Raw genomic sequence first — 26,944 nt, 5'->3', positions numbered from 1 at the left:
ATCCATGACCGATACGAACGCAGGCACCGTCACGCTGACCGGCTCGCCGCCCGCCGAGGCCGGACGACGGCCGTCGCCGAAGCGCCTCGCCGCCGCGAGCATGGTCGGCACCGCGCTGGAATGGTTCGAGTTCACGCTCTACAACACGATGGCGGCGCTGATCTTCAACCAGATCTTCTTTCCCCAGTTCGATCCCATCGCCGGCACGATCCTCGCCTTCTCGACCTATGCGGTCGGCTATCTGTCGCGCCCGCTCGGCGGCTTCCTCTTCGGGCGGCTGGGCGACCGCGTCGGCCGGCGCGAGGTGCTGATGTGGACGCTCGTCCTCATGGGCGGATGCACCTTCGCCATCGGCCTTCTGCCGACCTACGCGACGATCGGCGTCTGGGGATCGCTTCTGCTGGTCCTCCTGCGCTTCGTCCAGGGCGTCGCGCTCGGGGGCGAATGGGCCGGGGCGGTGCTTCTGACGGCGGAGCAGGCCTCCGTCCGGCATCGCGGCTTCCAGTCCTCCTGGGCGCAGGTCGGCGCCATGCTGGGCATCGTCACGGGCATGGCGACGCTGGCCTTCTTCACGACCTGGGTCTCCGATGCCAGCTTCGTCGAATGGGGCTGGCGCGTGCCGTTTCTCGCCAGCGTTCTCGTCGTCGCCTTCGGCGTCTGGCTGCGGAAGGGCGTTCCGGAATCGAAGGAGTTCGAGAAGCTCGAGAAGGAGGGCGGCAAGGCCGAGGCCCCGATCACGGAGATCTTCACCCGCCATCTGCGCGATCTCCTGGTCGCCTCCGGCTCGCGGATCGGATCGGACGTGCTCTTCGGCTTCCTCGTGGTCTTCTCGCTGACCTACCTGACGCAGACCCTCGGCGTCCCGCGTCCGACCGCGCTCGGCGGGGTCATGCTCGGCGTCCTGGCGAACGGCTTCGGCTGCCTCGCCTTCTCGGCGCTGTCCGATCGCATCGGCCGCCGCATCGTCTATATCGGCGGCGCGCTCCTCTCCGCCGGCTGGATCAGCGTCGTCTTCGTTCTGTTCGACAGCCGCGATCCCGTCCTCATCACGGTCGCGCTGGTCGTCGCGCTGGTCCTGCATTCGGCCATGTACGGGCCGCAGGCCTCCTTCGTCGCCGAACAGTTCACCGCGCGCGTGCGCTACAGCGGCAGTTCGCTCGCCTACACGCTGGCCGGCGCGGTCGGCGGCGGCATCGCGCCCCTGGTCTTCGCGACGCTGCACCGCGAGTATGCCGGAACCCTGCCCCTGAAGATCTATGTCTGGGCGACGCTGGCCGTCACCATCGTCTCGGTCTTCGCGGCGAAGGAGACGAACAACCGGCCGCTGAAGACCTGAACGGCCGCTCGACGGTTCGGAGCCATGACGGGCGCGGCAGGAGAATCGGGCCTTCGCGCGCCGTCGAGACCACCGAACCTGTCCCGGCCGAGCGTGCGCCGGATTTCAGCGCCGCGGAAATTGAACCAAAGTCGCGTCTGAGCATTTCCAAGCCCAGGACAACATCGTCCGAACCTCTGGAGAGACCGATGGGTAGCGCAGGCGACAAGATTTCCGGCTTGGCCAACGAGGCGATCGGCAACGTGAAGCAGGCCGCCGGCAAGGTGACGGGCAACGAGCGTCTCCAGGCGGACGGCAAGGCGCAGGAACTGAAGGGCGAGGCGCAGCAGGCGGTCGGCGACGCGAAGTCGGCCGTCAAGTCCGGCGCCGACAAGCTCTCGGATGCGGCGCATCGCAAGCTCTAAGAAGCCGTCGACGGCTTTCGACGAAGGGCAGGTTCCGAAAGGAGCCTGCCCTTTTCGCGTTGAAGAGCGGCCCGGCGCCGGATGCGGGCTTCTCGTCCGGCGGCGCGACGCATGGCTGGAGGCGACGAGCGGACGGATCGTCGCAAGGCTTTCCCGTATCCGCCGGGTTTCCGGCATCTTCTCTTTCCAGGCGAGCCATGACGGCCCGGAACATCGCGCGCCGCATGCGTCCTTTGATCGGCTCGTGCGTTGCCTTCGGGACCGACCATCCAGAGGAGACGAGCCATGGGCACGACATTGACGGCGCAGTTCGAGACGCGGCGCGAGGCGGAGATGACCATCGAACGTCTCGTGCAGGAGCATGGGATCGAGCGGACCGACATCTTCGTCGCCGCCGCGGGCGCCGACAACACGGCCGGCGAGGACGTCGCGGGATCGGATGCCAAGGCCGGCGAGCCCAGCGTCGAGGAGCGGGGCGACGCAGCCCTCAACGGATCGATCGAACTGTCCGTCGATATCGAGGACGAGGCGAAGGCCGCCGTCATCCGCGAGGCCTTCGCGGAGTTCAGCGCGCACGATGTCGAGGAGGCCTGATCGTGACCGAACAGAGCAAGACCGTGTTCTCGCGCAAGGCCGCCGAGGAGAAGGATCGGGTGCCCGAGAACGGCGATACGCCCCGTGTTTCCGACACGCTGGTCGGCGCCGAGGGCTCGCCCGATCCCGACTATCACCCGGAGGCGCAGGCGAACGCGGTGACGGACTCGGAGGCGGGCGCGATACCCGACAATGACGAAGGCGGCATCGTCCCCCTGAAGCGGCGCGAGGGGCCGGCGACGGCCTCGTAAGGCCGTGGGCCCGATCCGGCGCATGGCGCGGATGAGGGTGGACGGGATGAAAGGTGCCGTTCGCCGCACGCGACGGGGAGATAGGCCGTCACCGTGTTCGCCCAAAAATTGGTAAGCCGGCTTCTACCTAAGCCGGCTTAGCTTCTTCGTCAGGTGGATCTGGCATTTGGTGAGGCTGGCGACGATCGAGCTGCGGACATCCACCGGCAGGGACCGCCTCAGGTCGTCTTCGAGCTCCCGGCGGGCCGCGGCGAGCTGCTTGCACACCTCCTTGCCCGCGGGCGTGATGCGCACGATGGTCCGGCGCTTGTCCCGCGGATCGTCCTCGCGGCACACGAGGCCCTTTTCGGTCAGCCGGTCCATCATCTTGGAGACGGTGGACGGGCGGACGCAGAGCTCGTCCGCCAAAGCGCTCGTCGTCATTCCCGTCTCGTCGAGCACCAGGAGAAGCTCGTCCTGGCCATTGTGGAAGCCGAGACTGGCGAGCTTGATCCCGTGCAGCGCGCGCATGGACTTCGAGATCAGGATCAGCGTCGGCACGATGTCTTCAGACGGTTCGAACACCGGTTCGACGGACTTCTGCATGACGGTTTCCTCGAGGTCTCTATCCCGAAAGAAACGTAACCGTTCACTGAAGCTTAGCATTCACATAGGTTGGAGCGTCGGGTTTTTATCGTCGCCGGCCTGCCGGGCCGCCGGCTTCGGTGTCGAGCCGGCCTGAAGATGGAGGTAGTTGGGATTGAAGCCCGCGAACTCTTCGAGGCGGCGCACGTCGATCACCGTCACCTGACGCCCGTCGATCGCGATCAGATCCTTCTCGCGAAGGCTCATCAGCATGCGGTTCGCATGCACGACGGTCATGCCCATCGTATCGGCGAGGTCGGCCTGCGTGAGGGGCAGGGAATAGCTGTTTCCCTCCACCAGCCCGACCGCGCGCAGGCGCATCAGCATCTCGCAGAGAAGGTGGGCGATGCGCACCTCCGCCTCGCGCTGCCCGATGCTGACCAGCCATTCGCGCAAGGTGGCCTCGTCGACGAGGGTGGCCCACCAGAAGGCCCGGGCGATCGCCGGGCGTTCCGTCAGCTCCAGGACGCTTTCCGCCGGGATCTGCACGACCTTGCAGTTGGAGAGCGTGGCGATGCCATGGTCCCGCTCCTTCAGGATGAAGACCTGGAAATCGCAGAAATCGCCCGGCACCATATAGGCCATGATCTGGCGCCGTCCGTCCGCGAGGAGCTTGTAGCGGCAGGCGAAGCCCGAGACCATGACATAGACGAAATCGGGCCGGTCCCCCTCGCTCGCGATGTCCTGCCGGGCGGGAATCTCGCGGATCGTGCGGCTGTGATGCTGCAGGAGATCCTTGTCGGCCGAGGAGAGAGGATGGAAGCCTTCGAGTTTCCGGATCATAAGATTGAGCGACTGCGTGACATCCATGATACGACAGGCCTCGATCCTCGTATGAGACCGATAGCGGTCGAAATCCCAAGGGGCAACGATTTCGTCGCTCCCACGTTGAGACCTCAGGCCCTCCTCGCAGGCGCCGTTGTTTGCAGAGCCCGACGATCGGCCGCGCATGGCGCGGCAGCCGAAAGCTCTCACATGCCGCGATACTTCTTCCACGTCTCCGGCGTTTCGCTTTTCACGGACACGCTCGGTGCCGAACTCGCGAACGATGCCGAGGCGTGGTCGGCGGCGGTCGTCTCCTGCGGCGAGCTGCTCCAGGATATCGACGGCAAGATGCCGGACCGGGCGGAGGTGAGGGTCACGGTCAAGGACGATACCGACCGTCTCGTCGCCGTCGTGCGCTTCACGGGCGAACGGCAAAGCCCGGTGGAGGAGCCCCCTATCCTCGCGAAGGAGGTTCCCCAACGGATCCTCGCGGCGATGGACACGGCTCTCGATTGGATCAGGGACGTCCATGATCCTGAGAACTACGGCCCCTTCGCCTCCCATCTCGCGGTGGCCGCGCTGACCTCGCTGGAAGAGGGCGACCGGGTCGGCGACGGCCTCGTCGTCCGGCGGGAGACGATCCAGTAGAGCAGCGACCCTCGATGCCGGCGGTTCAGATCCCGGCCACACAACAAGTCCCTTCCACCTCAGGAGCCGAATCCATGTCGAACATTCCCTACGAAGAAGGTCTCAGCGCCTTCCTGCAGGCCGAGCCGACCGGCAGCTGCGGCTATGCTTCCGGGTCCGATCAGGGGCGGGACTGGCTGCGCGGCTGGACCGACAGCCAGATCGCCGGGCGCCTGAAGGCGGAGGAGACCGGTATCGACGGCGAGGTGCAGCCTTGAGCGACACGTTCGAGATCCCCGATCCGGTCGTCGAGGCGATCGGGGAGGGCGCGCCCGCCGTTAAGGCGTTCCGGCAGTCCTCCGGCCTGTCGCAGCACGACGTCGCGGCGGATGCCGGCATGACCGAGGAGCGCCTCGCTGCGATCGAGCAGGGATCGCAGCCGCAGAATTTGGAGCTCGCGGTGCTCTCCGACGTGCTGGACGTGCCGGTCGGCCTTCTCGTCGACAAGTGACCGCCGCGCTTCACCCGTAGAGCCTGCCACCGGGACGCCGCCCTCTGCCGCGCCTGGCCTGCCGCCCGCCCGCGCGCCGAGGACATCGGTGCCGGGCGCGCCGGGACAGCTGTATCCAACGGCCATCGAGAGTGGGGCAAGCCCGGCTCATCATCTTGATGTTCAAAGGCTTGGACCGGGTCCGGCGAAGGCGACGCCGGAAGCTGAGGAGCGGAACCGACGGGACGGTGGCCCGTTGCGGGAGCCCACAGGGAGTCCTTCATGACAATCAATCTCAAGCAGCTGGCGATGGCCGCCGCGATGGCGCTCGTCGGTGCCACCGCCTTCGCCGCGCCCTCCAGCGCAGGGTCGATCGAGGTCCAGTACCGCGACGGCGACCGCTACGAGCGGCGTTCCGACGACCGTCGGGACATGCGCCAGGATCGGAACGACCGCTACGAGCGCCGCGGCCCGCCCCCGCGCTTTTCGGACGACCGCCGCGACCGCCGGGACGACCGCCGTCTCCGGCTGAGCCGCCACGATCGGGCCTGCCTTGCGACCTATCGCAGCTACGACCCGCGTTCCAACCTCTACCGGGACCGGAACGGCCGACTGCGGCAGTGCCGCCTCTGACGACGCTGCAGGGGCCCGCGCAAGCGGGCCTTTCCAAAGCCCGTGTCCGCGACGAAACGCCCGGCCTCGCGCGAAGAACCTGGCTTCGCGGCAACGTCGGGTAGCGGCTACGCGATCTCTCCGGAACCCGCGGGGCGCGGTACCCTTACCGGTCTGCGCCGGCGGCGCGTCCCGCCGTCCCGACGGAGCCGCGCCCCTGCCGCGCACATCGTCCTCTGCAAACATCGATCGGAAATGATCATGGCCGACCAGACCTTGAACGACCTCTTCCTGCATCAGCTGAAGGACACGTATTTCGCCGAGAACGCGATCCTGAAGGCGCTTCCCAAGATGATGGAGGCCGCCACCTCGACGGACCTCAAGTCGGCCCTCGGCGTCCATCTCGAGGAGACGAAGACGCAGGTGAAGCGCCTGGAGGAGGTGTTCGGCCTCGTCGACGCCAAGCCGGAAGGCGTCGAGTGCAAGGCGATCCTCGGCATCATCGCGGAAGGCGAGGAGGTCGTTGAGGAGTTCGCGGGATCGGAAGCGCTCGATGCCGGGATCATCGCGGCCGCGCAGGCCGTCGAGCATTACGAGATCACGCGCTACGGCACGCTCTATGCCTGGGCGAACCAGCTCGGACACGACGACGCGGCCGCCCTTCTGAAGGAGACGCTGATCGAGGAGGAGAACACGGACGACATCCTGTCCGATCTCGCCGAGACCTCCGTCAACGCCGAAGCGGACGACTGATACCGGCGGCCCTTACGAGGGATCGCGGCGTGGGGCGATGTCGCTCCGGGGCTCGGACATTTTCACGAGCGCCGTCATGACGTTCCGATTGCAACGAAAAGGCCCGCCGCGGAGAGATCCGGGCGGGCCTTTTTCATGATCGAAGAGCGGGGCTTGCCAGAGTTCCAGGGGAGGAGTCCGGCGCTTTCGCCGCCATCCAGTCGCGGCCGAAAACGGTTTTGCGACGAGGGTTTCGCAATATTTACGGGGGCGGCGTTTATGAGGTTGCAAACTTTCTGATCGCCTTACTCTTGTATGGAAACCGCGATCCGTCATCTCGTCGCAGATCATTCGGGGGCCTTCATCCTCGGCGCCGTCCTGATCTGCTCGATCACGGCGGGACTGCTCGTTTCGATGATGCAGCGGGCCCGGGCGAACGAGACCGTGGACCGGTCCCTGTGGATGGCCGCGATCACCCTCGTCGCGGGCTTGGGTGTCTGGACCACCCATTTCGTCGCCATGCTGGGGTTTCGGCAGCCCTTTATCGTCGGATTCGATCCGGGCATCACCGCGCTCTCCGCCCTGACCGGCATCCTTCTGATCGGACTTCCGCTCGCGGCGACCGTCCTGACGAAACGGCGGTGGCTGCAGGCGATCGGCGGCGGCATTGCAGGCGCCGGCGTCAGCGTGATGCACTTCACGGGAATGGGCGCTCTCGAAGGCTGTATCGCGACCCATCTGCCGACCGCCTCTCTCCTGTCCACCCTTCTCGGCATCGGCCTTTTCGCGGCCGCCCTCTCGCTGCCGGGCCGGCGCCTCTACAGGCCGCTGGCGGTCGCCTCGATCGTGCTGGCCGTCTGTCTCGTCCATTTTGTCGCCATGCTCGGCCTCCGGCTGGAGCCGATGGAGGAAACGGGATGGGCCGGCACGGACCAGGCGACGCTCGTCACCGTGCTCGTGATCACGGTCCTCTGCCTTCTCCTCATGGCGTCCTACATCGCCATCTCGGCGGCGAAGCTCGACCGGCAGCGGCAGGAAGGCGCGCTCCTCGGCGCGGCGCTGGCCAATATGTCGAACGGCCTCCTCGTCATCGGCTCCGACGGCGTCATCACCCTTCTCAACGAGCGTCTTCTCCAGGTCTTCGCCATCGACGGCGCTGACGTCGCCGTCGGCATGCGATGGGAAACCTATCTGACTCATCTCGGTCAGCGCCTCGGCTGGAGCGCGACGCGAACCAAGCGGATCATCGGCAACCATTTCCTCTGGTTCGCCAAGGAGGACACGACCTATCTCGAGCACGAGCTCGACGACGGGCGCGTCATCTCCGTCGCCTGCCGGCCGATGGCCGATGGCGGAGCGGTGCTGACCTATGACGACATCACGGGCGAGCGCGAGGCGCAGAAGGCGCTGGAACGCCTGGCCTTCGCCGATCCGCTGACCGAACTCGGCAACCGCCGCGCCTTCAAGACGGATCTGGCGACCGCGCTGCAGGCCGGCAAGGATGTCGCGATCCTCTTCATCGATCTCGATCGCTTCAAGTCGATCAACGACACGCTGGGCCAGGCTGCCGGCGACGAGGTGCTGATCGAGATCGCGCGGCGCCTCAAGACCCTCTGCACGCACAAGGAAAGAGCCTACCGGCTCGGCGGCGACGAACTCGCCATCATCTCCCGCACGGCCGACGAGGCCGCCATCGACGGGCTGACCCAGACCGTCGTCAAGGAGGTCGCCCGGCCGATCGCCGTGCTCGGGCATTCGGTCGTTCTCGGCTGCAGCGTCGGCATCGCCACCACGGCCGACACGCGGGACGGCGAGGCTCTGACGCAATATGCCGATCTCGCGCTGTTCAAGGCCAAGGCGCGGGGACTCCGGCAGAGCCAGAGATACGAGATCGGCATGCTGGAGGCCGCGACCGAGCGGAGCTGGATCGAGGCCCATCTGCGGCTCGCGCTGGAAAGCGACCAGTTCGTCCTCTTCTATCAGCCGATCTGCCGCTATCCCGACCAACGGATCGTCGGCTTCGAGGCTCTGATCCGCTGGAACCATCCCGAGCGCGGGCTCATTCCGCCGGATCGCTTCATTCCCATCGCCGAGGAAACCGGGCTGATCGCCAAGATCGGCGACTGGGTCCTGGCGCAGGCCTGCCGCGAGGCGGCCTCCTGGCCGGCCGGGGTGCATGTCGCGGTCAACGCCTCGCCGGTGCAGCTGAGATCGGAGGTCTTTCCCCTGACGGTGGCGAGCGTCCTCGCCTCCTGCGGCCTCCATGCCGCGCGGCTCTGCATCGAGCTGACCGAGACCGCCCTCGTCGAGGACGGCGAGCGGATCGCCGCGAGCCTCCAGATCCTCCGGCAGCTCGGCGTGACCATCGCCATGGACGATTTCGGAACGGGCTATTCCTCCTTCGCCCATCTCGTCGACTTCGCCCTCGACAAGATCAAGATCGACCGGACCTTCGTCCAGGCCGCGCCCGACAAGCCGAGCGCCATGGCCGTGGTGAAGGCGGTCATCCAGATGGCGCACGATCTGGGCGTCGGAACGGTCGGGGAGGGCGTGGAGACCACCGAGCAGCTGGCGCTTCTGGAGCGTCTCGGCTGCAAGGAGGCGCAGGGCTATCTCCTGGGGCGCCCCCTGTCCGCGGCCCATGCGCGCGACCTCCTGCTCCGCCAGGACCAGCCGGACGCGGTGGGCCCCTCGGCTCTCAGAGCCTGAATCGAAGCCGGCTCAATCGAGGCCTTGTCCGAGCGTCTCGGCGATCGCGTCGATGAGGCTCGTATCGTCGCCCGCGATGGAATCCATGGCCGACATGCGGACGAGGACGAGCGCCGCGATGCGCTCTTCCACGGTCTCCTCCGCATAGGTGTAGTAGATGACGGCGCGCTGCCCGTCGCGGTGGCAGCGGCCCTCGATCTGCTGGAGCTGGATCGCGCTGTGGCGCATGTCGTGAACGAGCAGCGACCGCTCGCGCTCGCCCCCGTCCATCTCGCCGCGATGGAGCGAGATCGATTCGGTGACGGTGAAGAGGACGGCGTCGAGCTGGCCGGTCTGGAAGGCGACGCGCGTCGCCTCGTTCGCCTCGCCGCTCCGCTCGCCGTTGATCTCGCCGACGCGCCAGCCCCGGCCGCGCAGCGTGTCGGCGAGAAGCGTGCTCGTCTCCAGGAAGGCGACGGAGATCGCGACCTGCTGGTCCTCGTCGAGAAGATCGGCCGCGAAATCGGCGGTGCCGGGACAGCGCAGGAGGCTCGCCTTCTGGCGAAAGCGCAGGTCCGCCGCCCAGCCGGCGGGCTTGCGCGTCGAGCCGCCGAGAAGGCCGAGCTCGCGGCGGAACTCGCGCCAGGTCGCGTCGTAGAGGCGGCGGGCGGGCGCATCGAGGGCGGTCGGCGCCAGTTCCCGCTGCACCTCCGGCCAGCCCGCGATCTCCTCGGGCCGCCGCCGCAGGCCAATCGCCCTCGGTCCCTTGTAGAGGAGGGCCGACATGACGTCCCGGTCGCGCTCGTTCGGCTCCCAGGCCCAGTTCTTCCAGCGCCCCTTCGCCCGGCCGATCGAAAGCCGCTTCATCAGCGCGCGGAACGCATCCATCTCCTCGCCCGGCGGGGTCGGCGCGCCGCCCGTGGCATAGGAAAGCAGCCGGCCGAGATAGGACAGCTCGTGCGGCGATTGGCCGGCGGTCGCGCTCATGTAGAGCGTGAAGGCGGCGGAGCTTGCGACCTCCCGGCAGACGAGGCCCTGCTGCGAGGCGGGATTGCGGATGCGGTGGCTCTCGTCGATCACCACGATCGGCCAGGGCTTCTTCAGGCTGCCCTTGCGGGCCAGCTCGTTGTTGCGGGCGCGCACCGAACGGCGGTTGGAGACGGCGGGCGGCGCCATCAGCTGCTTGGTGCGCTCGAAGTTCAGAAGCGTGACGCTCTTGTCCACCGCGGGCGAGCCGGCGATCGTGCGCCGCCATTGCGGGATCGCGCCCTTCGGACAGATCACCAGCACCTCGCGCTCCGGCATCGCGGAGATGGCGAGCCAGGCCGAGAGCGTCTTGCCGAGCCCGGTGAGGTCGCCGAGGAGGAAGCCCGGCCGCCCCTCGGCCTTCGCCGCGAGGATGCGGTCGCGCGCCTCGCTCTGATGGGGACGCGGGACGAAGACGGGCGGGGCGGCGGCAGGGGGCAAGGCGGTCCGTTCGGCGGCAGGCGAGGGAGGGATGCCTCGCCCTTTAAAGCATCGCACGGACGATCGCACGTAGCCGGCCGGCTCTGCTCTCCGACGATGAACCCGCCGGCTCCGCCCGGGTTTGATTCACGTGTGACAAACCGCCCCGAGAGGGTTCGCGACCCTTTACGCGGCCGAGCCCGTCTGCAGGCGCAGGGGCTGGAGGCCGGCATGGCGGGCGGGCAGGCGGTCGCCTTCGCCGAAAATGTGCCGGCGCAGCGTTCCGCCGCGCGGCTCCGTCTTGTAGATGCCGCGCTCCTGCAGGGCCGGGACGACGAAGCGGATGAAATCCACCCAGCTTTCCGGCACGACCGTGCGCGTGAGGTTGAAGCCGTCGATCTCGCCCTCCTCGATCCAGCGCTGCATCTCGGCCGCGACCGTGTCGCCGCTGCCGACGATCAGCGGATAGCGCCCGCCGAGCCGCAGCTGCTCCAGAAGCTGGCGCCGGGTCAGGCGCTTCTGGCGCGCGACGGCGGTCGTCGACTGGATGGCGTTGGTCGGACCGTAGGTGATCTCGTCGTCGAGCCCGTAGGTGGAAAAGTCGATGCCGCTGCCGGCGGCGAAATGGGCGAGGCCCGCCTCCGGATTGGCATAGGTCAGGTATTCCTGGAGCTTCTCCTCGGCCAGGGCGTCGGTCTCGCCGGTGACGACGCTGAGGCCGACGAGGATGCGGATGTCGTCGGCCCGGCGGCCGGCCGCGACCGCCGCCGCGCGCAGCTCGGCCGAGACGTTGCGCGCGGCGGCGGGATCGGAGGCGGAGATGAAGATGCACTCGGCATGGCGCGCCGCGAAGCGCTGGCCCCGCCCGGACGTGCCGGCCTGGAAGAGCACCGGCGTCCGCTGCGGCGAGGGCTCGCTGAGATGATAGCCCCGCGACTGGTAGAACGGACCCTCGTGCCGGATCTCGTGGATCTTCGCGGGGTCGGCATAGAGGCGCCCGGCCTTGTCGTTCAGCACCGCGCCATCCTCCCAGCTCGTTTCCCAGAGCTTGTAGAGAAGGTCGAGATAGTCGTCCGCCCGGTCGTATCGCGTGTCGTGCTCGGCCATGGCCGATTTGCCGACGCCGCGCGCGGCGCTGTCGAGATAGCCCGTCACGATGTTCCAGCCGATCCGCCCCTCCGTCAGGTGGTCGAGCGTCGAGAAGCGGCGGGCGAACGTATAGGGGTGCTCGACCGCCGTGTTCACCGTGACGCCGAAGCCGAGGTTCTTCGTCACCGCAGCCATGGCGGGGACGAGAAGGGTCGGATCGTTCACGGGAAGCTGGATGCTCTCGCGCGCCGTGAGGTCGATCGAATCCCGGTAGACGTCGTAGACCCCGACGATGTCGGCGATGAACATCGCGTCGAAGAGGCCTCTCTCCAGCGTCTCGGCCAGATCCGTCCAGTAGTCCAAGCGCTTGTAGTCGCTGGAGCGGTCTCGCGGATGCGTCCAGAGGCCGTGATTGATGTGCCCGACGCAGTTCATCGTGAAGGCGTTGAGCAGGATCTCTTTGCGGGGGCTCATCGAAAACCTTTCATGTCGCGCCTTGCGGGGCGCGTGTCTCTCGCTCGACCGGAGAACGCTCCATCCCCTCGATCCGACGCATCGGACTCCGCGAGACGGCGATGCCGGTTCGGGCGGCGGATGCTGCGGATCAGATCGCGCCGTGGCGCGGCGGGCGCTCGCCCGTCAGGTGATAGCGGCCGACCGCCTGGTATTTCCACCGCACGGGATCGTGCAGCGTGTGGGTGCGCACGTTGCGCCAGTGGCGGTCGTGACGATCCTCGGCGAGCGTCGAGGACGTGCCGGACAGCTCGAAGAGCTTGGTCGCCGCCAGAAGCCCGGCCTTGGTCGTGAGGATGCGCGCCTCGGCCACCGCGACGGAGGCCGCCGCCACGCTGTCCTCGGTCATGTCGGCCTGCGCCGCGTCGACGATGCGCCCGGCGCGCCGCAGAAGCGCCTCGGCCGCGCGCAGGCGAACGCGCACCTCGCCGACCGCCTGCAGGGTCAAGGGATCGTCGGACGCCTTGGCGACGCCGCTGTCGATCCAGGGCCGCGCGCGTTCGCGGATGAAGCGCAGCATGTCGGCCTCCGCCTCGCGGCCGATGCCGAGATCGATCGCGGCGTGCATGATCTGCGCGACCGGGCCGATCGTCGTCGGGCGGGCGAAGGAGGCGCCGAAGGGCACGACCCAATGCGGCTCGACGCGCACCTCGTCGAAGCGCACGGAGCCGCTGCCGGTGACGCGCTGGCCGAAGCCGTCCCAGTCGTCGGTCACGACGACGCCCGGCGCCGAACGCGGCACGAAGACGAGATGGGAGGCCGGCCCCTCCGCCTCGTCGGAGACGACCGCCACGGGAATCCAATGGGCGTAGATCGCCCCGGTGCAGTAGAACTTGGCGCCGTCGACGAAGAGACCGCCCGGCCGGCGGATCAGCTTCGTGCGGCGCAGGAAGTCCTTCGAGCCGATCTCGGCCAGCGCGTTGCCGAAGCGCTCGCCCCGGAGCGCCCGGCCGAAGAACTCGGCCTGCTGCTCCCACGAGCCGCCGACGCGCAGGACCTCCAGCGCGTAGAAATGGTTCTGCGGGATCTGCCCGAGCGAGCCGTCCGAGGCCGCGATGATCGCGACGATCTCGGCAAGCGTGCCGTTGGAGACCCCCGGCCCGCCGAACGCCCGCGGGACGGTGACGCCCCAGAGGCCGCTCTCGGAAAAGCGGTCGAGCTCGGCCCAGGGCAGGCGCCGGTCCCGGTCGCGGAGAAGGGCGCCGGCGCGGAACTCCTCGGCGAGCCGCCGGGCGATGTCGAGCGCTTCCGCATCGTCGCGGATGACATGGGCGGGGCGCAGGGGCAGCGAGGGCCCTTCCACGGCTTCCAATGCGGTTCGCGAATCCATCCTGTCCCCCTCAGTTCCACTGGTGGCGGCGGGGCAGCGCGCCGTTCAGGGCATGGTTGCCGAGGAGATGGAACTTCCACCGGACGGGGTCGTGCAGCGTGTGGACGCGGGCATTGCGCCAGTGCCGGTCGAGATTGTGCGCGGCCCGCGTGGCCGAGGAACCCGCGAGGTCGAAGAGCGTCTCGCTCGCTTCCAGCGCGATCTCCGTCGTCAGGATCTTCGCCTCCGCGACGGCGAGCGAGGCCTCGGCGCTGGAGAGGTCCGTCACCGGCTTCGCCGCGATCCGGTCGAGCACCTCGGCGGCCTCGCGCAGCACCTCTTCGGCGGCGTGGAGGTTGGTCGCGAGCCCGCCGACGGACTGGCGGATCGTCGGGTCCTCGACGGCCGCGGCAACCCCGGAATCCATCCAGGGCCGCGACCGGTCGCGGACGAAGGCGAGCGTATCGGCGAAGGCGCCGCGCGCGATGCCGAGATCGATCGCGGCCTGGATGATCTGCGAGATCGGGCCGGACAGGCCCGGCCGCTCCGCGAAGGCATGGACGGGCAGCACGTCGCCGGGATCGATGGAGACGTTGTCGAAGACGACCGAGCCGCTGGCCGTGGTGCGCTGGCCGAAGGAGGACCAGTCGTCGATCACGGTGACGCCCGGCGCGTCGTGCGGCACCCAGACCTGAACGGGCCGGTCCTCCTCGTCGAGGGCGCGGGTCGGAATCCAGTGGGCGAAGATGGCGCCGGTCGAATAGAAGCGCCGGCCGGTGAGGCGGAGGCCCTCCGGCGTCCGGGTAAGCCGCGTCTTCATGTGGAGCATGGAGGCGCCGCCCTTTTCGGGGCCGGCATTGCCGATGCGCTTGCCGGCGAGGACATCGGCGAAGAGCCGCGCCTTCTGCTCGGGCGTGCCGTGTTCGCGCAGGAGAGCGATGACGCCGAACTGGTTCTGCGGGATCTGGCCAAGCGCCGGATCGGCCGCGCAGAGGATCGCGAAGACCTCCGCGAGCGTGACGAAGGAGACGTCGGCCCCGCCATGTTCGCGCGGGATGGTGATGCCGCCGAGGCCGCTCGCCGTATAGCGCTCGATCTCCTCGAAGGGCAGGCGCCGCTCGGCATCGCGCTGGGCGGCCCCCACCGCGAAATCGGCGGCAAGGCGCCGGGCGACGTCCAGCGCCTCAGCATCGTCGCCGATGAGATGCGGCCGGGTCGGGGGCAGGGGGCTGCGCTTTGCCGCCTCCGACGCGTCCTTGGGAGAGAGAGATCCGCCGATCATCGCCCGGCTCCCTCTAGAGCATGATGAGGTTTGGTATGGTCATTCTGCCAGCCGTCCTCGTGCCAAGGTCGAGGGACAGGGCGACGGACGTAGCGGTGCTACGTTCGAGCCGTGGCCCGAAGGATTTGGTGCGAGGACGGCTGGCCCTTCGGGTTTGCTGCGGCCGCGCGCCCGCCGTGTCGAAGGGCTGCGGCCGTACCCCCGGTACTCCGACCAAAACGGATGTTTTGGTCGACTTGCCCTTCTCCTCGCGGATCGCATCAGCCGCAGCAAACAGAATGACCATATCAAACCTCATCATGTTCTAGCGGGCGCGCAGGCGTCGCACGGCGAGATCGCCGGCGAACTGGACGAGGCAGACGAGCGCGATCAGCACCACGATGACGACCGCCATGACGGTCGTGTCGAAGCGCTGGTAGCCGTAGCGGATGGCGAGATCGCCGAGCCCGCCCGCCCCGACCGCGCCGGCCATGGCCGAGGCGCCGATCATGGAGACGACGGTGATGGTGAAGCCGCCGACGAGGCCGGGCAGGGCCTCGGGCAAAAGGACGTGGCGCACGATGTGGCGCCGACGGCAGCCGATGGCCTGCGCGGCCTCGATCAGCCCCGGCTCGACCTCGCGCAGGGAAACCTCGGCGATGCGCGCGAAGAAGGGCGTGGCCGAGATGGCGAGCGGCACGATCGCCGCCCAGACGCCGATCGTCGTGCCCGTGATCAGCCGCGTCAGCGGCAGCAGCGCGACGAGGAGGACGATGAAGGGCGTCGCGCGGAATCCGTTGATGAGGGCGGCCACGACCCGGTGCGTGCGCGGCGCCTCGACGATGCCGCCGGGCGCGGAGAGGACGAGGAAGAGCGCGATCGGAATGCCGGCGACGAGCGCGATGCCGGCGGAGAGGCCGACCATGGCGATCGTATCCTGAAGCGCCTGGAGGAGGCGGGCGATCATCTGTTCAGACATAGCCGAGCACCTTCGCGTCGCGCCCGAGGGCGGCAAGGTCCGGCAGCTCTTCGCCGGGCGCGAGCGCGGCGGCGAGCACGAGCCGGCCATGGGTGTGGCCCTCGATCCGATCGAGGGCGGCGTCGATCAGGCGCACGGCGCCGAAGGGCCGGGCGAGCGCCAGGAGATCGGGCTCGGTTCGGCCGTCGTAACGCAGCTCCACGATCGCCTCCTCGCCGGCCCGCCGGTCCCGCTCGGGACGCAGCCGCGAGGCGAGATCCTCGGGTAGGCCGCGCGCCAGCGGCTGGAGCAGGGCCTTGGTGGCGGCATGGCGGGGATCGCCGAAGACCTCCCAGACCGCGCCGGTCTCGGCGACCTCGCCCCGGTCGAGCACGAGCACCCGGTCGCAGATCTCGCGGATGACGCTCATCTCGTGGGTGATGAGGATGATGGTCAGCCCGAGCCGGCGGTTGATGTCCTTCAGGAGCGCCAGGATCTGGAGCGTCGTCTCGGGGTCGAGCGCCGAGGTCGCCTCGTCGCAAAGGAGGATTTCCGGCCCGCTGACCAAAGCGCGCGCGATGCCGACGCGCTGCTTCTGCCCGCCGGAGAGGCGGGAGGGATAGTCGTCGTGCTTGCCCTCCAGCCCGACGAGGCGAAGCACCTCGTCCACGCGGCGGTCGATCTCGGGCCGGGAGACGCCGGCGACGAGCAGCGGCAGCGCGACGTTCTCGCGCACGGTCTTGGCCGAGAGAAGGTTGAAGTGCTGGAAGATCATGCCGACGCGCCGGCGCAGCGCCACGAGCGCATCCTCGCCGAAGGCGGCGATGTCCTCGCCGTCGACGAGAATGCGGCCCTCGGTCGGGCTTTCCAGCCGGTTGACCAGCCGGAGGAGGCTCGACTTGCCCGCGCCGGACCGCCCGATAATTCCGAAGATGCGGCCCGCCGGCACCTCGATGTCGATGCCGTGAAGCGCCCGGACCCCGGCGGCCGCGCCCTTGCCCCCCGCCGCGTCGTAGGTCTTGCCGATGCCTTCGAAGCGCACCGACCCCGCCTGTCCGGCGACGATGGAAGGCGTGCCCGCCGGCAGACGGGCGACGGACCTTTTGGCCGTCGCGGGCTCGCCCGCGCGCCGGCCGGGTTCGGCCGGGAACAGGCCCCGGCGCGTCAGCGTCCCTGCGGATGCCGTGTCGGTCATGAGCGGGCTCCTCTGTGCGTTTCGGGAGGGGGGCGCGTCTCTCGTCCGAAGCTCACTCTTCCCAGGCGATCGTGTAGAGCTTGGGATCGTTGGCGAAGGCCTTGCCGATCGTCTCGCGGACCTTCGGAGAGGTCTGGTAGATCGTCACGAACTTCTTCAGGTCGGCATCCTCCGCGCGATCCTTCTTCACGACGAAGCGGATGGCGAACTGGCGGTCGTCGATGCCGGAATAGATGAGCCCGCTCGCGGGATCGAAGGCCTTGGCGGCGACGATGAAATGCGGATAGCCGAGCGCGAGGTCCACATCGCCGGTGACGCGGACGAGCTGCGGCCCCTCGACCTCGGTGAAGGTCAGCTTCCTTGGGTTCTCCACGATGTCGTCGAGCGTTCCCTTGAAGCCGACGCCCTCCTTCAGCTTGATGAGACCGGCCTTTTCCAGGAGCAGGAGCCCGCGGCCCTGGTTCACCGGATCGTTGGCGATGGCGACCGAGCCGCCCTCCGGGATCTCGTCGAAGGACTTATGCTTCAGCGAATAGAGGCCGATATTGGCGAGCGTGCCGATGCCGATATCGGTGAAGTCGTAGCCGCGATCGGCGATCGCATTGTGGAGGAACGGCTTGTGCTGGAAGTAGTTGGCGTCGATGTCGCCTGCCTGCAGCGCGATGTTCGGCGTCGTCCAGTCGGAAAATTCGACGACCTCGACGTCCAGCCCCTGCGCCTTCGCCTCCTCGGCGGCGGTCGCCACCGAATCGGCATAGGCGCCGGGCGTCACGCCGATCTTCAGCGAGGCGGCGATGCCCGGCGAGACGGAGAGGAGGAGGGCGCTTGCGATGCCGGCGAGGAGGAAGGATTTCATGGGCGATCCCGAAAGAGAGGTCGTTGAGCGTCGGGTCGGCGGCCCGGCCAGCAGGGCGGCTCGAGCGGTCTCGAACCGGCTCCGATCGCCCGGGGCGCCGTCGGTCATGACGGGGATCTTAGACCTTTTATATCTATCGAGAAGATAGATAATGCTCTTATCTCGGCGCCCGTGAGTTTCGTTTTGCGATTCGGCGCCAAGGGAATCGCCGTGTCCGGCACCTCGGCGTGGAACGAACGGGCGTCATGTTGCGTTCATGACGCCTTCCTAGAAGAACCTTTTCCTCCCAGTGATTTGCGACCATGTCTCTACCCCACAGCCTCACCCGCCACGAATGGGAAACGCTTCGGCACATCGCCCTCAGCGCGCCGCCCAAGGTCCGCCCGGACGCCATCGTCCTCGGCCGGCTGAAGGGGCTGGACATGGTGGACGAGGCCGACGGCGCCCTGCACCCGACCCGGCTCGGCCGCAGCGCCATCGTCTTCGGCTCGCCGATTCTCTGGTCGAGATAGAAGAGGCGGCCGCCTCCGATCGCTTGGGGAAACGAGCGGACGGACGGTTTTGGGCGCCGGATGGCGGGCCTGCCGCGTGCCGTTCTCTGTGCAATCGACGGGTTGAGCCCTTACGCGCGACCTAAAATATAAGCCGGCTACGTAATGAGCGCGCGTTCGGGGCGTTTCGCATGGCGGAGGGATATCCGTCCGTTTGAAGGGGCGAGGCCGATGCGACCGACTTCGCCCTTTTTCTCGTCCGATCGTGCGATCAGGCCGGATCGGACAAGGGCTTCGGCGCGCGGGCAGCGTCGAGCGCTAGGAGATGCCGGACCTTCGGGCTCTCGGGGCCCTGGTGGAACCGCGTGACGCCGGCCTGGACATCGGCATCCGCCTTGGAGACCCGCCGATGCTGGCGCAGGTGCTCGGCCCAGGATTCCACGAAGAACCACTCGACGATCGTGCCGGGCTCCGCCGAATCCTCGCTGACGCCCCAGGCATAGGCGCCGTCGCGCCGGCGCGAGGCAGAAAAGCGCCGGAGCTCGGCGAGGAAGGCCGGGCGGTCCTCGGCCGTCACGCGATACTCGATCGTGATGATGACGGGCCCGCGGTCGTCGGCGACGGCTGCGGCGAGGAGCGGCTCGGGCCAGTGGTTGGAGGGCAGGAGATCGACCTCCCCCGTCGGCAGCTTCGCCCGGTGGAGGAGAAGGGCGAAGGCGGCGAGCGCCACCGCGCCCGCGACCAGCGCGGCCGGAATGCCGATCTCCTGCGCGACGAGGCCCCAGGCGATGCTGCCGACCGTCATCGCGCCGTTGAAGACGGTGAGATAGACGGCGAGCGCGCGGCCCCGCACCCAGTTGGGCAGGATCGCCTGCGCCGTGCCGTTCAGCGTGGTGAGGGCCGTGATCCAGGCGCCGCCGAGGACGAAGAGCAGCGGCAGGGCGAGAAGGCGCGGCGGCGAGAGCGCCAGGAGCGCCATGACGCCGGCCGTGACCAGCGAGGCGAGGAGGATCAGCCCGTCTGCATCCAGCCGGGCGCGAAGCCGCGGCATGACCAGCGCGCCGCCGATGGCGCCGGCCCCGACCGCGCCGAGGAGAATGCCGTAGAAGCCGGCGTCGCCGCCCAGAAGCTGGCGCGCCACCAGCGGCAGCAGCGCCCAGACGGCGCTGGCGAGCGCGAAGAAGACCGCCGCGCGCAACAGGACCCGGTGAAGCTCGCGGCTGGCCCGCGCATAGCGCAGTCCCGCCCGGAAGGCCCCGCCGAAATGCTCCGCCAGCGCGTCGTCGGAGGCCGGCGGACGCTTCCACCAGAGAAGCGCGGAAATGACGAGGATGTAGCTCGCGACGTCGGCGCCGTAGGTGACGGCGGCGCCGAAGCTCGCGAGAAGCAGCCCGCCCATGGCCGGCCCGATCGAGCGGGCGATGTTGATGCCGAGCGAGTTCAGCGCCACCGCGCTCTTCAGCTCCGCGCGCGGCACGAGCTCGGGCACGATCGACTGCCAGGCCGGCGCGACCAGTGCGGCGCCGACGCCGCCGAGGAAGGTGAGGCCGACCAGCGCCTCGATGGTGAGAAGGCCCGTTCGCGACAGGAGGAGAAGCGACAGGCTGACGAGCGCGAGAAAGACCTGCGCCGCGATCAGGAAGCGTCGCCGGTCCAGAATGTCGGAGAGGACGCCGGCTGGAATGGCGAGGAGGAAGATGGGCAGCGTGCCCGCCGCCTGGATCAGCGCGACGGCGGCCGGCGAGGCCGAGAGGTCCGTCACCAGCCAGGAGCTGGCGACGTCGCGCATGAAGCTGCCGGTGTTGCCGAGTACGGTCGCGCCCCAGAGCACCGCGAAGGTCGCGTGGCGCAGCGGCGCGAAGCTTCCCGGGGAGGGTGCCGGCAGGGACGGCGCCGGCGCAGAGGGTTCGGTGGTCATCGCATATGCCTCCTCGGTCGTCGCGCCCGGCGAGCCGGGGACTGTCGGGCCATAGAGCCGCCCGCCCGGAAGCGGACGGCCCGGACCCTCGCTCAGGCCTTGATGAAGGCGAGGAGGTCCGCGTTGAGGACCTCGGCATGGGTCGTCAGCATGCCGTGCGGATAGCCGGCATAGACCTTGAGCGTGCCGTTTTTCAGAAGCTTGATCGACTTCAGGGCCGCGTCCGCGATCGGCACGATCTGGTCGTCGTCGCCATGCAGGACGAGCACCGGCACGGTGATCGCCTTGAGGTCCTCGGTCTGGTCCGTCTCCGAGAAGGCCTTGATGCCGTCGTAATGGGCCTTCGCGCTGCCCATCATGCCCTGCCGCCACCAGTTCTGGACGACGCCCGGATAGGCCTTGGCGCCCCCGCGGTTGAAGCCGTAGAAGGGCCCCGCGGCGACGTCGAGGAAGGTCTGCGCCCGGTTCTCGGCCGTCCCCTTCCGGAAGCCGTCGAAGACCTCGATCGGCAGTCCTTCCGGATTAGCGTCCGTCTTCAGCATCAGCGGCGGGACGGCGCTGACGAGAACCGCCTTGGCGACGCGCCCGCTCGGCTCGCCATGCTTCGCCACGTAGCGGGCGACCTCGCCGCCGCCGGTGGAATGGCCGATATGGACGGCGTTGCGCAGATCCAGCGCCTCGACGACCGCGAAGGCATCGGCGGCGTAATGGTCCATGTCGTGGCCGTCCGAGACCTGGGCGGAGCGCCCGTGGCCGCGGCGGTCGTGCGCGACGACGCGAAAGCCGTGTCGGAGGAAGAACAGCATCTGCGCGTCCCAGTCGTCCGCGGAAAGCGGCCAGCCATGGTGGAACATGATGGGCTGGGCGTCCTTGGAGCCCCAGTCCTTGTAGAAGATCTCGGTGCCGTCCTTCGTCGTGATCGTGCCCATGGTGAGGTCTCCGCTTGGTTTCGATGATGATGTCTGCGCGGCAGTCGCGAGGTCCGGCAGGACCGAGGCCGCCGCAAGGGCGGCGCCCCCCGCCAGCGTCTGGCGCCGCGTGAGGGAGAGGGGATGAGGCTTGTCGGTCATCGCGTGTCTCCTCGCGGGGCATGGGGTCGCGGGGCATGGGGCGCGCCGCCCCGGGCAAGGTCCGCGAGCGCCACCAGCAGGAAGGCGCCGGCAAGGCCCAGATGCTCGAAGAAGGCGTTGGTCGCCATCTGGCGCTCGAAGCCCGCCGGCATCTCCCAGAAGCGCAGCGCGACCAGCGTCGCGGCCAGCGTGAAGAGCGCCAGCGCCAGCGCGCCGAGCCAGCGATGGAAGCCGGAGAGAACGAGGACGCAGGCGCCGATCTCGAGCGCGATCACGCCGAAGGCGAAGGGGACGGGCGGCGCGAGGCCGAAATGCTCCATCTCCGCGATGGCCCCGCCGAAATCGAAGAGCTTGGTCAGCGAGCCCTGGAGATAGGCCGAGCAGAGCGCGAGCAGCGCAAGGGCATGCAGGGCGCCCGCCGCCTTCGAGCGGGCGGGAGCGGCGGTCGGAGCGAGGGTTCCCGTCGCCATGTCAGACCGCCCAGCAGGCGCAGCCGAGCGCGCCCCAGAAGCTCTTGAGGTCTGCCACCGGCATCTTGCCCGCCCAGGCGCCGGCATGGTCGTGCCCATGCACGCCGCAGGCGCTGGCGCAGCCGCAGCTGGAGATCGCCGTCCGGCGGAGCGAGTTCGCGCCCGCGCGCTCCGGCTCGCCCCAGGCGCCGTAGCCGCCGAAGGTGCGCACCGGCGACCAGTCGGGCATGGGCTGCGGAATGTCGGTCTCGTCCTCGGCCGAGAAGTCGCCGGCGCCGTAGACGACGCGCCCGCCGACCATCGTCAGATCGGCGGTGAGATGCGAGATCTCGTCCTCCGCGCAGGCGAAGAAGTCCTTGGAGGGAACGACGAGATCGGCGAACTGGCCGGCTTCGATCCGCCCCTTCCGGCCCTCCTCGTTGGAGAACCAGGTGACGTTCTCGGTCCACATGCGCAGGGCCGTCTCGCGGTCGAGGCAGTTGCGCTGCGGCGTGATGCGCAGGCCCCCGACGGTGCGCCCGGTGATGAGCCAGGCGAGCGAGACCCAGGGATTGTAGGAGGCGACGCGCGTCGCGTCCGTGCCCGCCGAGGTCTTCACGCCCTTGTCGAGAATGCGCGCGACGGGGGGCGTCGCCTCCGCGGCGGCCGCGCCGTAGCGCTCCACGAAATACTCGCCCTGAAACGCCATGCGGTGCTGCACGGCGATGCCGCCGCCGAGCGCGGCGATGCGGTCGATCGATCGGTCCGAGATCGTCTCGGCATGGTCGAAGAACCAGTTGAGGCCGGCCAGCGGCACGTCCCGGTTCACCTTTTCGAAGACGTCGAGGGCGCGCGAGATCGTCTCGTCGTAGGTCGCGTGCATGCGCCAGGGCCAGCGGTTCTCGGCGAGCACGCGCACGACGCCCTCCAGATCGTCTTCCATCTCCGCCGGCATGTCCGGCCGCTCGACCCGGAAGTCCTCGAAGTCGGCGGCGGAGAAGACGAGCATCTCGCCCGCGCCGTTGTGGCGGAAGTAGTCGTCGCCCTGCTTGTACTTGGAGTTGGCCGTCCAGGCGAGGAAGTCGGCCTTCTCCTCCTTCGGCTTCTGCGTGAAGAGATTGTAGGCGAGACGGACGGTGAGCTGCTTCTCGTCGGAGAGCTTCTGCACGACGGCGTAGTCGTCGGGATAGTTCTGGAAGCCGCCGCCCGCGTCGATCGCGCCGGTGACGCCGAGCCGGTTCAACTCGCGCATGAAGTGGCGCGTGGAATTGACCTGATAGTCGAAGGGCAGCTTCGGTCCCTTGGCGAGCGTCGCATAGAGGATCGCGGCGTTCGGCTTGGCCAGGAGAAGCCCGGTCGGATTGCCCGAGGCGTCGCGCACGATCTCGCCGCCCTCGGGCGCGGGCGTGTCCTTCGTGTAGCCGACCGCCCGGAGCGCGGCGCCGTTCAGAAGCGCCCGGTCGTAGAGGTGGAGGAGGAAGACCGGCGTGTCCGGCGCCGCCTGGTTGATCTCCTCGATCGTCGGCAGGCGCTTCTCGGCGAACTGGTGCTCGGTGAAGCCGCCGACGACGCGCACCCATTGCGGCGGCGGCGTCACCGCCACCTGCCGCTTCAGCATGTCCATCGCGTCGGCGAGCGATCGCACGCCGTCCCAGCGCAGCTCCATGTTGAAGTTCAACCCGCCCCGGATGATGTGGAGATGGTTGTCGATGAGGCCGGGCAGGACGCGCCGGCCCTTCAGGTCGATCACCCGCGTCGCCGGCCCCGCATGGGCCATGACGTCCGCCGTGGTGCCGACGGCGAGGAAGAGCCCGTCCTTGATGGCGACGGCCTCGGCGCTGGGGTTGGTGCGGTCGAGCGTCGTGACGCGCCCGTCGCGGAGGATGAGATCGGCGGTCACGCTGGCATCTCCTTGGGTTGGCGCGGCGTGGCCGGCGCCGGTCAGGGCAAGGGCGGAGGCCGCCTGGAGAAAGGTTCGGCGGTTCGGCATCAGCTCTCGCTCCGGGGCTCGGCCTCGGGCGCCGCGCCTCTCGGCAGGGGGCCGAAGACATGCGGGTGGACCCGATGGCGCAGCACCGCCGAAGCCGACGGCCCGCCCGTGAGAAGCGTCTTCACGAGCGGCGGAATCTGCTCGCCGACGAGAATGCCGAGCAGCCCGACCAGCGCCACGACCGGCGGGGCGGGCGAGCGCACGTCGAGAAGCGCGTAGACGATGCCGACGAGAAGCCCGGCACCCACGGACAGGAGATACATCTTCATCCCCGCCTCCTTGCGTTGGCGTCGCGATGCGGCGCATCCCCATCCCCCAGGAGAGGGCTTCGGGAGGGCATGCGCCGAGCGATGGCAGCCGGAATCAAGAGCCGGCTTACTTTCCGTGTCGCGGTTCAGCCCTCGTGGGCGCCGAACATGGTCTTGGCATAGGTGATGCCGATGCCGTAGGCGCCGCCGTAGGTCTTGGCGATGCCGGTGGTCATCTCGTAGGTCTCGGTGCGCGCCCAGTCGCGCTGAAGCTCCAGGAGATATTGAAGCGAGGTCATGGGCTGCACGCCCGCCTGAATCATCCGCTCCACGGCGCGCTCGTGCGCTTCGGTCGAGATGTCGCCGCAAGCATCGGTGATGGCGTAGACCTCGAAGCCCTGGTCGAGGGCGGACAGCGTCGGGCCGACGATGCAGACCGAGGTCCAGAGACCGGCGAAGACGAGGCGCGTGCGGCCGATCCGGTTGACCTCGGCGATGACGGCGGCGTCTTCCCAGGTGTTCATCGAGGTGCGGTCGAGCAGCGCCTGGCCGGGAAAGGCGGAGGTGATCTCCTCGAACATCGGGCCGGAAAAGGTCTTCTCGGCGACGGTGGTGAGGATCGTCGGCACCTTGAAACCGGCGGCGGCGCGCGAGACCAGCGCGGCATTGGTGCGCAGATTGGCCGAATCGATCGATTTGGTCGCGAAGGACATCTGCGACTGGAAGTCGATGAGGATCAGCGCGTGGTCGCTGGGCGAGACGAGGCGGGAGCCGGGTGTGGGGGTCGCCTTTATGGCCATGGGATCGTCCTCTCGACGGCGGTTTCGATGTGACGAATCCATGGACGTCCGGGGAGGGATCGGTCTTGTCGGCTTGCCCGTTCCTTTGGACGTTTGCCCGCTGATCCGGTTTCCGGTCCGATCGACCGGAACCGGATGATTGGACCGGCTTCGTCCGTCGAAGGGCGCGAACTTGTGCAAGACGGGCCTTGCCGCCTCGCCTATGGAGGGCGCTGGGATTTGTGGAGTTGAAGGGCATGAGCGGAGGCGGGCTCCACCACGTCACGCTGGTTTCGAGCGACGCCGCGCGCTCCTGCCGTTTCTACGGCTCCGTTCTCGGCCTGCGCCTCGTCAAGCGCACGGTCTCGCACGAGGACCCCGGCACCTATCACCTCTGCTTCGGCGACGGAGCGGGCCGGCCGGGCACGCTCCTGACGCTCTTTCCCTGGCAGGGCGTGGCGCGCGGCCGGCGCGGCGCCTGCGAGGCGTGGCGCACTTCGCTGCGCGTGCCGCCGGGCGCGCTCGGCGCCTGGCGCCGGCGGCTCGACGCGCACGGCATCGCCCATTCCACGCGGCAGCTGCGCTTCGGCGAGACGGGTCTCCTCTTCGAGGACCCCGACGGGGCGCTCCTGGCTCTGGTGGAGGGGCCGGTCGTCGAAGACCCGGCGCCCGGCCCCGCACTCGAATGGCATGCGGCCGGCATTCCCGCCGAGGCGGCGGTGCAGGGCCTGCACGACCTCGTCCTCACCGTGCGCGAGGCCGCGCCGATCGGGGAGCTTCTCTGCGGGGTGCTGGGCTTTGCCGAGATCGCCCGCGAGGGCTGCTCGACCCGCCTCGTCGGCCATGCCGGACCCGGCGGCACGATCACGCTCGATCAGGCGGGGCCGGTGGCGCGCGGGCGGCTCGGGGCGGGCAGCATCCACCACGCCGCCTTCCGCGCGCCGGACGCGGCGGCCGAGGACCGGATGGCGGCCGAGCTTCTCGCGCGCTACGCGATTTCCGCGACGGTGCCGAAGGACCGGACCTATTTCCGCTCCGTCAACTTTCGCTCGACCTGTGGTCTTCTCCTCGAGATCGCGACGGACGGGCCGGGCTTCGCCATCGACGAACCCCTCGACCGTCTGGGAGAAAAGCTCGCGCTGCCGCCTTTTCTGGAAGCGCGGCGTGGCGAGCTGGAGGCGCTTCTTCCCAGGATCGCGAGCGCGCGCGCGCTGGCGAACGATCCGTTCGATCGATCGGAGACGGACAAATCGGCGTGATGATGGTATGGCGGTGTGATCAACGAACGGTCGAGGGCTCGTCGCCATGACACCACCGCGTGGAAAGACGGGAGAGCGCCGGGAGCTTCACGGCGACGCGCTCGGCGCCTATCTCGGCATCGCCGCCCAGCCCCTTCTGCGCCTTTCCAAGAACGGGCGAAGCCGCCTCGCGGTCACGCGCCTGACCCTTGCGGACCCGATCGGATACGACCGCACGGAGCCGAGCCAGCCCGACGAGGCCTATAGCCTGACCTACAAGCTGGCGCCCATCGAGCGGCTGGAGCTCTGGGACGACGGCCGCCCGACCCAGGACTGCGGCATCGCCGCCGAGACGGCCAAGATGATCGATCTCTCGCAGCCATCGCAGAGCCGAATCACCGGGCCCTTCGATTCCGTCCACGTCTACATCGCGAAATCCGCGCTGGACGATCTCGCCGCCGAAACCGGCGCGAGGGTGTCGGACAGCCTCGCCATGCCCTCCAACGAGGCCGATCCGCTGCTCGGCCAGCTCTGCCGGCTGGTCATGGCCGCGCCGCCGGAGCTGGAGACGGCCAATCCGCTCTTCGCCGAGCAGATCGGGCTCGGCATCCTCACCTATGTCGCCGAGCGCTGCGGCGGCCTGCGCCTGCCGAAGACGCCTGCCTCCGAGAGCGGCCTTGCGCCCTGGCAGGAGCGGCGGGCCCTGGAGATCATGCAGGCCCGCCTCGCCGCGCCCATCACCATCGCCGACATCGCACGCGAATGCCGGCTGAGCCCGAGCCACTTCGCCAAGGCCTTCAGGCGCTCCACCGGCCTCAGCCCGCACGAGCAGCTGACGCGGCTGCGGATCGAGGAGGCCAAGACCCACCTCCTCGGCTCCGCCCTTCCGCTCGCCGACATCGCGCTGATCTGCGGCTTCGGCGACCAGAGCTATTTCACCCGCGTCTTCACTCGCACGGTCGGAACCAGCCCCGGCGCCTGGCGCCGCGCCGTTCGAAGCTGAGCGGAACC

28 protein-coding genes are annotated in these 26,944 nt (G+C 68.8%); 13 read left to right on the top strand and 15 right to left on the bottom strand.

The window, feature by feature from the left end:
* Nucleotides 1–4 precede the first annotated feature (4 nt).
* The 4 genes from ASG62_RS23090 to ASG62_RS23075 all read left to right on the top strand — a co-directional run bounded on the left by ASG62_RS23090 (nt 5) and on the right by ASG62_RS23075 (nt 2,585).
* On the top strand, nt 5–1,336 hold the full coding sequence (locus tag ASG62_RS23090; RefSeq protein ID WP_056692940.1) for an MFS transporter: 1,332 nt from the start codon (nt 5–7) through the stop codon (nt 1,334–1,336).
* A 188-nt stretch (nt 1,337–1,524) separates the two neighbouring features.
* Nucleotides 1,525–1,740 carry a CsbD family protein gene (locus tag ASG62_RS23085; RefSeq protein ID WP_056692943.1) on the top strand — a complete coding sequence of 72 codons (216 nt, stop codon included), beginning with the start codon at nt 1,525–1,527 and terminating at the stop codon, nt 1,738–1,740.
* A 285-nt stretch (nt 1,741–2,025) separates the two neighbouring features.
* Nucleotides 2,026–2,334, top strand: a complete 309-nt coding sequence (locus ASG62_RS23080) for a hypothetical protein (RefSeq protein WP_056692946.1) — start codon at nt 2,026–2,028, stop codon at nt 2,332–2,334.
* 2 nt (nt 2,335–2,336) lie between these two features.
* On the top strand, nt 2,337–2,585 hold the full coding sequence (locus tag ASG62_RS23075; RefSeq protein ID WP_056692948.1) for a hypothetical protein: 249 nt from the start codon (nt 2,337–2,339) through the stop codon (nt 2,583–2,585).
* Nucleotides 2,586–2,708: 123 nt separating this feature from the next.
* Here the strand turns inward: ASG62_RS23075 and ASG62_RS23070 are convergent, their stop codons facing one another.
* Entirely contained in the window at nt 2,709–3,170 is a 462-nt protein-coding gene (locus ASG62_RS23070) for a MarR family winged helix-turn-helix transcriptional regulator (protein ID WP_056692953.1), read from the bottom strand.
* A 60-nt stretch (nt 3,171–3,230) separates the two neighbouring features.
* On the bottom strand, nt 3,231–4,019 hold the full coding sequence (locus ASG62_RS23065) for a Crp/Fnr family transcriptional regulator (protein WP_056692958.1): 789 nt from the start codon (nt 4,017–4,019) through the stop codon (nt 3,231–3,233).
* A 165-nt stretch (nt 4,020–4,184) separates the two neighbouring features.
* On the opposite strand from ASG62_RS23065, the gene ASG62_RS23060 reads away from it, so the two are divergent.
* The 6 genes from ASG62_RS23060 to ASG62_RS23035 all read left to right on the top strand — a co-directional run bounded on the left by ASG62_RS23060 (nt 4,185) and on the right by ASG62_RS23035 (nt 9,144).
* Nucleotides 4,185–4,622, top strand: coding sequence for a DUF6894 family protein (locus ASG62_RS23060; protein ID WP_056692961.1), 438 nt, complete (start codon nt 4,185–4,187; stop codon nt 4,620–4,622).
* 74 nt (nt 4,623–4,696) lie between these two features.
* On the top strand, nt 4,697–4,879 hold the full coding sequence (locus ASG62_RS27090; RefSeq protein ID WP_056692966.1) for a hypothetical protein: 183 nt from the start codon (nt 4,697–4,699) through the stop codon (nt 4,877–4,879).
* The gene (locus ASG62_RS27085) at nt 4,876–5,112 is read left to right on the top strand and encodes a helix-turn-helix domain-containing protein (protein ID WP_056692969.1); all 237 of its coding nucleotides are present in this window, start codon (nt 4,876–4,878) and stop codon (nt 5,110–5,112) included. Before ASG62_RS27090 ends, ASG62_RS27085 begins: the two co-directional genes overlap by 4 nt.
* A gap of 261 nt (nt 5,113–5,373) precedes the next feature.
* Nucleotides 5,374–5,724, top strand: coding sequence for a BA14K family protein (locus ASG62_RS23045; protein WP_056692972.1), 351 nt, complete (start codon nt 5,374–5,376; stop codon nt 5,722–5,724).
* Nucleotides 5,725–5,964: 240 nt separating this feature from the next.
* The gene (locus ASG62_RS23040; RefSeq protein WP_056693188.1) at nt 5,965–6,456 is read left to right on the top strand and encodes a ferritin-like domain-containing protein; all 492 of its coding nucleotides are present in this window, start codon (nt 5,965–5,967) and stop codon (nt 6,454–6,456) included.
* Nucleotides 6,457–6,750: 294 nt separating this feature from the next.
* Nucleotides 6,751–9,144: an EAL domain-containing protein gene (locus tag ASG62_RS23035; protein WP_056692978.1), complete on the top strand. Its 2,394-nt coding sequence runs from the start codon at nt 6,751–6,753 to the stop codon at nt 9,142–9,144.
* Between the two features lie 12 nt (nt 9,145–9,156).
* Here ASG62_RS23035 and ASG62_RS23030 read toward each other — a convergent pair whose 3' ends face one another.
* The 7 genes from ASG62_RS23030 to ASG62_RS22995 form a co-directional block, all read right to left on the bottom strand.
* Nucleotides 9,157–10,590, bottom strand: coding sequence for a DEAD/DEAH box helicase family protein (locus ASG62_RS23030; RefSeq protein ID WP_056692982.1), 1,434 nt, complete (start codon nt 10,588–10,590; stop codon nt 9,157–9,159).
* 165 nt (nt 10,591–10,755) lie between these two features.
* Nucleotides 10,756–12,132, bottom strand: coding sequence for an LLM class flavin-dependent oxidoreductase (locus tag ASG62_RS23025; RefSeq protein ID WP_056692985.1), 1,377 nt, complete (start codon nt 12,130–12,132; stop codon nt 10,756–10,758).
* Between the two features lie 130 nt (nt 12,133–12,262).
* Nucleotides 12,263–13,501, bottom strand: a complete 1,239-nt coding sequence (locus ASG62_RS23020; protein ID WP_056692988.1) for an SfnB family sulfur acquisition oxidoreductase — start codon at nt 13,499–13,501, stop codon at nt 12,263–12,265.
* A gap of 10 nt (nt 13,502–13,511) precedes the next feature.
* Entirely contained in the window at nt 13,512–14,762 is a 1,251-nt protein-coding gene (locus ASG62_RS23015; RefSeq protein WP_056692991.1) for an SfnB family sulfur acquisition oxidoreductase, read from the bottom strand.
* Nucleotides 14,763–15,066: 304 nt separating this feature from the next.
* The gene (locus tag ASG62_RS23005) at nt 15,067–15,720 is read right to left on the bottom strand and encodes a methionine ABC transporter permease (protein WP_056693000.1); all 654 of its coding nucleotides are present in this window, start codon (nt 15,718–15,720) and stop codon (nt 15,067–15,069) included.
* Nucleotides 15,713–16,894 (bottom strand): methionine ABC transporter ATP-binding protein, encoded by a 1,182-nt coding sequence (locus ASG62_RS23000; RefSeq protein WP_082537107.1) that lies wholly within the window; start codon nt 16,892–16,894, stop codon nt 15,713–15,715. Before ASG62_RS23000 ends, ASG62_RS23005 begins: the two co-directional genes overlap by 8 nt.
* Nucleotides 16,895–16,946: 52 nt before the next feature.
* Nucleotides 16,947–17,750 (bottom strand): MetQ/NlpA family ABC transporter substrate-binding protein, encoded by an 804-nt coding sequence (locus tag ASG62_RS22995; protein WP_056693004.1) that lies wholly within the window; start codon nt 17,748–17,750, stop codon nt 16,947–16,949.
* Nucleotides 17,751–18,052: 302 nt separating this feature from the next.
* Between ASG62_RS22995 and ASG62_RS22990 the strand changes: the two genes are divergently transcribed.
* Nucleotides 18,053–18,262: a hypothetical protein gene (locus ASG62_RS22990; RefSeq protein WP_056693009.1), complete on the top strand. Its 210-nt coding sequence runs from the start codon at nt 18,053–18,055 to the stop codon at nt 18,260–18,262.
* 250 nt (nt 18,263–18,512) lie between these two features.
* Here the strand turns inward: ASG62_RS22990 and ASG62_RS22985 are convergent, their stop codons facing one another.
* The 6 genes from ASG62_RS22985 to ASG62_RS22960 all read right to left on the bottom strand — a co-directional run bounded on the left by ASG62_RS22985 (nt 18,513) and on the right by ASG62_RS22960 (nt 24,710).
* On the bottom strand, nt 18,513–20,159 hold the full coding sequence (locus ASG62_RS22985) for an MFS transporter (protein ID WP_056693013.1): 1,647 nt from the start codon (nt 20,157–20,159) through the stop codon (nt 18,513–18,515).
* A 92-nt stretch (nt 20,160–20,251) separates the two neighbouring features.
* Complete coding sequence (locus ASG62_RS22980; protein ID WP_413814230.1) at nt 20,252–21,088, bottom strand: alpha/beta fold hydrolase; 837 nt, start codon at nt 21,086–21,088, stop codon at nt 20,252–20,254.
* A 137-nt stretch (nt 21,089–21,225) separates the two neighbouring features.
* Nucleotides 21,226–21,699: a DoxX family protein gene (locus ASG62_RS22975; protein ID WP_056693021.1), complete on the bottom strand. Its 474-nt coding sequence runs from the start codon at nt 21,697–21,699 to the stop codon at nt 21,226–21,228.
* A 1-nt stretch (nt 21,700) separates the two neighbouring features.
* Nucleotides 21,701–23,668: an amidohydrolase gene (locus ASG62_RS22970; protein ID WP_056693024.1), complete on the bottom strand. Its 1,968-nt coding sequence runs from the start codon at nt 23,666–23,668 to the stop codon at nt 21,701–21,703.
* A complete protein-coding gene (locus ASG62_RS22965; RefSeq protein WP_056693027.1) occupies nt 23,668–23,937 on the bottom strand; it encodes a XapX domain-containing protein in 270 nt (89 codons plus the stop codon). The genes ASG62_RS22970 and ASG62_RS22965 overlap by 1 nt, the downstream gene beginning before the upstream one ends.
* A 125-nt stretch (nt 23,938–24,062) precedes the next feature.
* Nucleotides 24,063–24,710 carry a hydrolase gene (locus ASG62_RS22960; RefSeq protein WP_056693197.1) on the bottom strand — a complete coding sequence of 216 codons (648 nt, stop codon included), beginning with the start codon at nt 24,708–24,710 and terminating at the stop codon, nt 24,063–24,065.
* A 242-nt stretch (nt 24,711–24,952) separates the two neighbouring features.
* Between ASG62_RS22960 and ASG62_RS22955 the strand changes: the two genes are divergently transcribed.
* Together ASG62_RS22955 and ASG62_RS22950 are read left to right on the top strand one after the other, a co-directional pair.
* Nucleotides 24,953–25,954 carry a VOC family protein gene (locus ASG62_RS22955; RefSeq protein ID WP_056693200.1) on the top strand — a complete coding sequence of 334 codons (1,002 nt, stop codon included), beginning with the start codon at nt 24,953–24,955 and terminating at the stop codon, nt 25,952–25,954.
* A 46-nt stretch (nt 25,955–26,000) separates the two neighbouring features.
* The gene (locus ASG62_RS22950) at nt 26,001–26,936 is read left to right on the top strand and encodes an AraC family transcriptional regulator (protein WP_082537108.1); all 936 of its coding nucleotides are present in this window, start codon (nt 26,001–26,003) and stop codon (nt 26,934–26,936) included.
* Nucleotides 26,937–26,944 lie beyond the last annotated feature (8 nt).

The sequence above is a fragment of the Aureimonas sp. Leaf427 genome, from assembly GCF_001425485.1.
In the GTDB taxonomy this organism is placed as follows: Bacteria; Pseudomonadota; Alphaproteobacteria; order Rhizobiales; family Rhizobiaceae; genus Plantimonas.
This window is presented reverse-complemented; position numbering and strand designations above follow the sequence as displayed.

What these genes read in the sequence shown, in the direction of transcription:
- ASG62_RS22965 (WP_056693027.1), bottom strand. Translation starts at nt 23,937, where the DNA reads ATGAAGATGTATCTCCTGTCCGTGGGTGCCGGGCTTCTCGTCGGCATC.
- ASG62_RS22970 (WP_056693024.1), bottom strand. Translation starts at nt 23,668, where the DNA reads ATGCCGAACCGCCGAACCTTTCTCCAGGCGGCCTCCGCCCTTGCCCTG.
- ASG62_RS23065 (WP_056692958.1), bottom strand. Translation starts at nt 4,019, where the DNA reads ATGGATGTCACGCAGTCGCTCAATCTTATGATCCGGAAACTCGAAGGC.
- ASG62_RS23000 (WP_082537107.1), bottom strand. Translation starts at nt 16,894, where the DNA reads ATGACCGACACGGCATCCGCAGGGACGCTGACGCGCCGGGGCCTGTTC.
- ASG62_RS22985 (WP_056693013.1), bottom strand. Translation starts at nt 20,159, where the DNA reads ATGACCACCGAACCCTCTGCGCCGGCGCCGTCCCTGCCGGCACCCTCC.
- ASG62_RS27090 (WP_056692966.1), top strand. Translation starts at nt 4,697, where the DNA reads ATGTCGAACATTCCCTACGAAGAAGGTCTCAGCGCCTTCCTGCAGGCC.
- ASG62_RS23085 (WP_056692943.1), top strand. Translation starts at nt 1,525, where the DNA reads ATGGGTAGCGCAGGCGACAAGATTTCCGGCTTGGCCAACGAGGCGATC.
- ASG62_RS23005 (WP_056693000.1), bottom strand. Translation starts at nt 15,720, where the DNA reads ATGTCTGAACAGATGATCGCCCGCCTCCTCCAGGCGCTTCAGGATACG.
- ASG62_RS23060 (WP_056692961.1), top strand. Translation starts at nt 4,185, where the DNA reads ATGCCGCGATACTTCTTCCACGTCTCCGGCGTTTCGCTTTTCACGGAC.
- ASG62_RS22975 (WP_056693021.1), bottom strand. Translation starts at nt 21,699, where the DNA reads ATGGCGACGGGAACCCTCGCTCCGACCGCCGCTCCCGCCCGCTCGAAG.
- ASG62_RS23025 (WP_056692985.1), bottom strand. Translation starts at nt 12,132, where the DNA reads ATGAGCCCCCGCAAAGAGATCCTGCTCAACGCCTTCACGATGAACTGC.
- ASG62_RS23070 (WP_056692953.1), bottom strand. Translation starts at nt 3,170, where the DNA reads ATGCAGAAGTCCGTCGAACCGGTGTTCGAACCGTCTGAAGACATCGTG.
- ASG62_RS23040 (WP_056693188.1), top strand. Translation starts at nt 5,965, where the DNA reads ATGGCCGACCAGACCTTGAACGACCTCTTCCTGCATCAGCTGAAGGAC.
- ASG62_RS23020 (WP_056692988.1), bottom strand. Translation starts at nt 13,501, where the DNA reads ATGGATTCGCGAACCGCATTGGAAGCCGTGGAAGGGCCCTCGCTGCCC.
- ASG62_RS22955 (WP_056693200.1), top strand. Translation starts at nt 24,953, where the DNA reads ATGAGCGGAGGCGGGCTCCACCACGTCACGCTGGTTTCGAGCGACGCC.
- ASG62_RS23090 (WP_056692940.1), top strand. Translation starts at nt 5, where the DNA reads ATGACCGATACGAACGCAGGCACCGTCACGCTGACCGGCTCGCCGCCC.
- ASG62_RS23080 (WP_056692946.1), top strand. Translation starts at nt 2,026, where the DNA reads ATGGGCACGACATTGACGGCGCAGTTCGAGACGCGGCGCGAGGCGGAG.
- ASG62_RS23045 (WP_056692972.1), top strand. Translation starts at nt 5,374, where the DNA reads ATGACAATCAATCTCAAGCAGCTGGCGATGGCCGCCGCGATGGCGCTC.
- ASG62_RS22995 (WP_056693004.1), bottom strand. Translation starts at nt 17,750, where the DNA reads ATGAAATCCTTCCTCCTCGCCGGCATCGCAAGCGCCCTCCTCCTCTCC.
- ASG62_RS22980 (WP_413814230.1), bottom strand. Translation starts at nt 21,088, where the DNA reads ATGGGCACGATCACGACGAAGGACGGCACCGAGATCTTCTACAAGGAC.
- ASG62_RS22950 (WP_082537108.1), top strand. Translation starts at nt 26,001, where the DNA reads ATGACACCACCGCGTGGAAAGACGGGAGAGCGCCGGGAGCTTCACGGC.
- ASG62_RS23015 (WP_056692991.1), bottom strand. Translation starts at nt 14,762, where the DNA reads ATGATCGGCGGATCTCTCTCTCCCAAGGACGCGTCGGAGGCGGCAAAG.
- ASG62_RS23035 (WP_056692978.1), top strand. Translation starts at nt 6,751, where the DNA reads ATGGAAACCGCGATCCGTCATCTCGTCGCAGATCATTCGGGGGCCTTC.
- ASG62_RS22990 (WP_056693009.1), top strand. Translation starts at nt 18,053, where the DNA reads ATGTCTCTACCCCACAGCCTCACCCGCCACGAATGGGAAACGCTTCGG.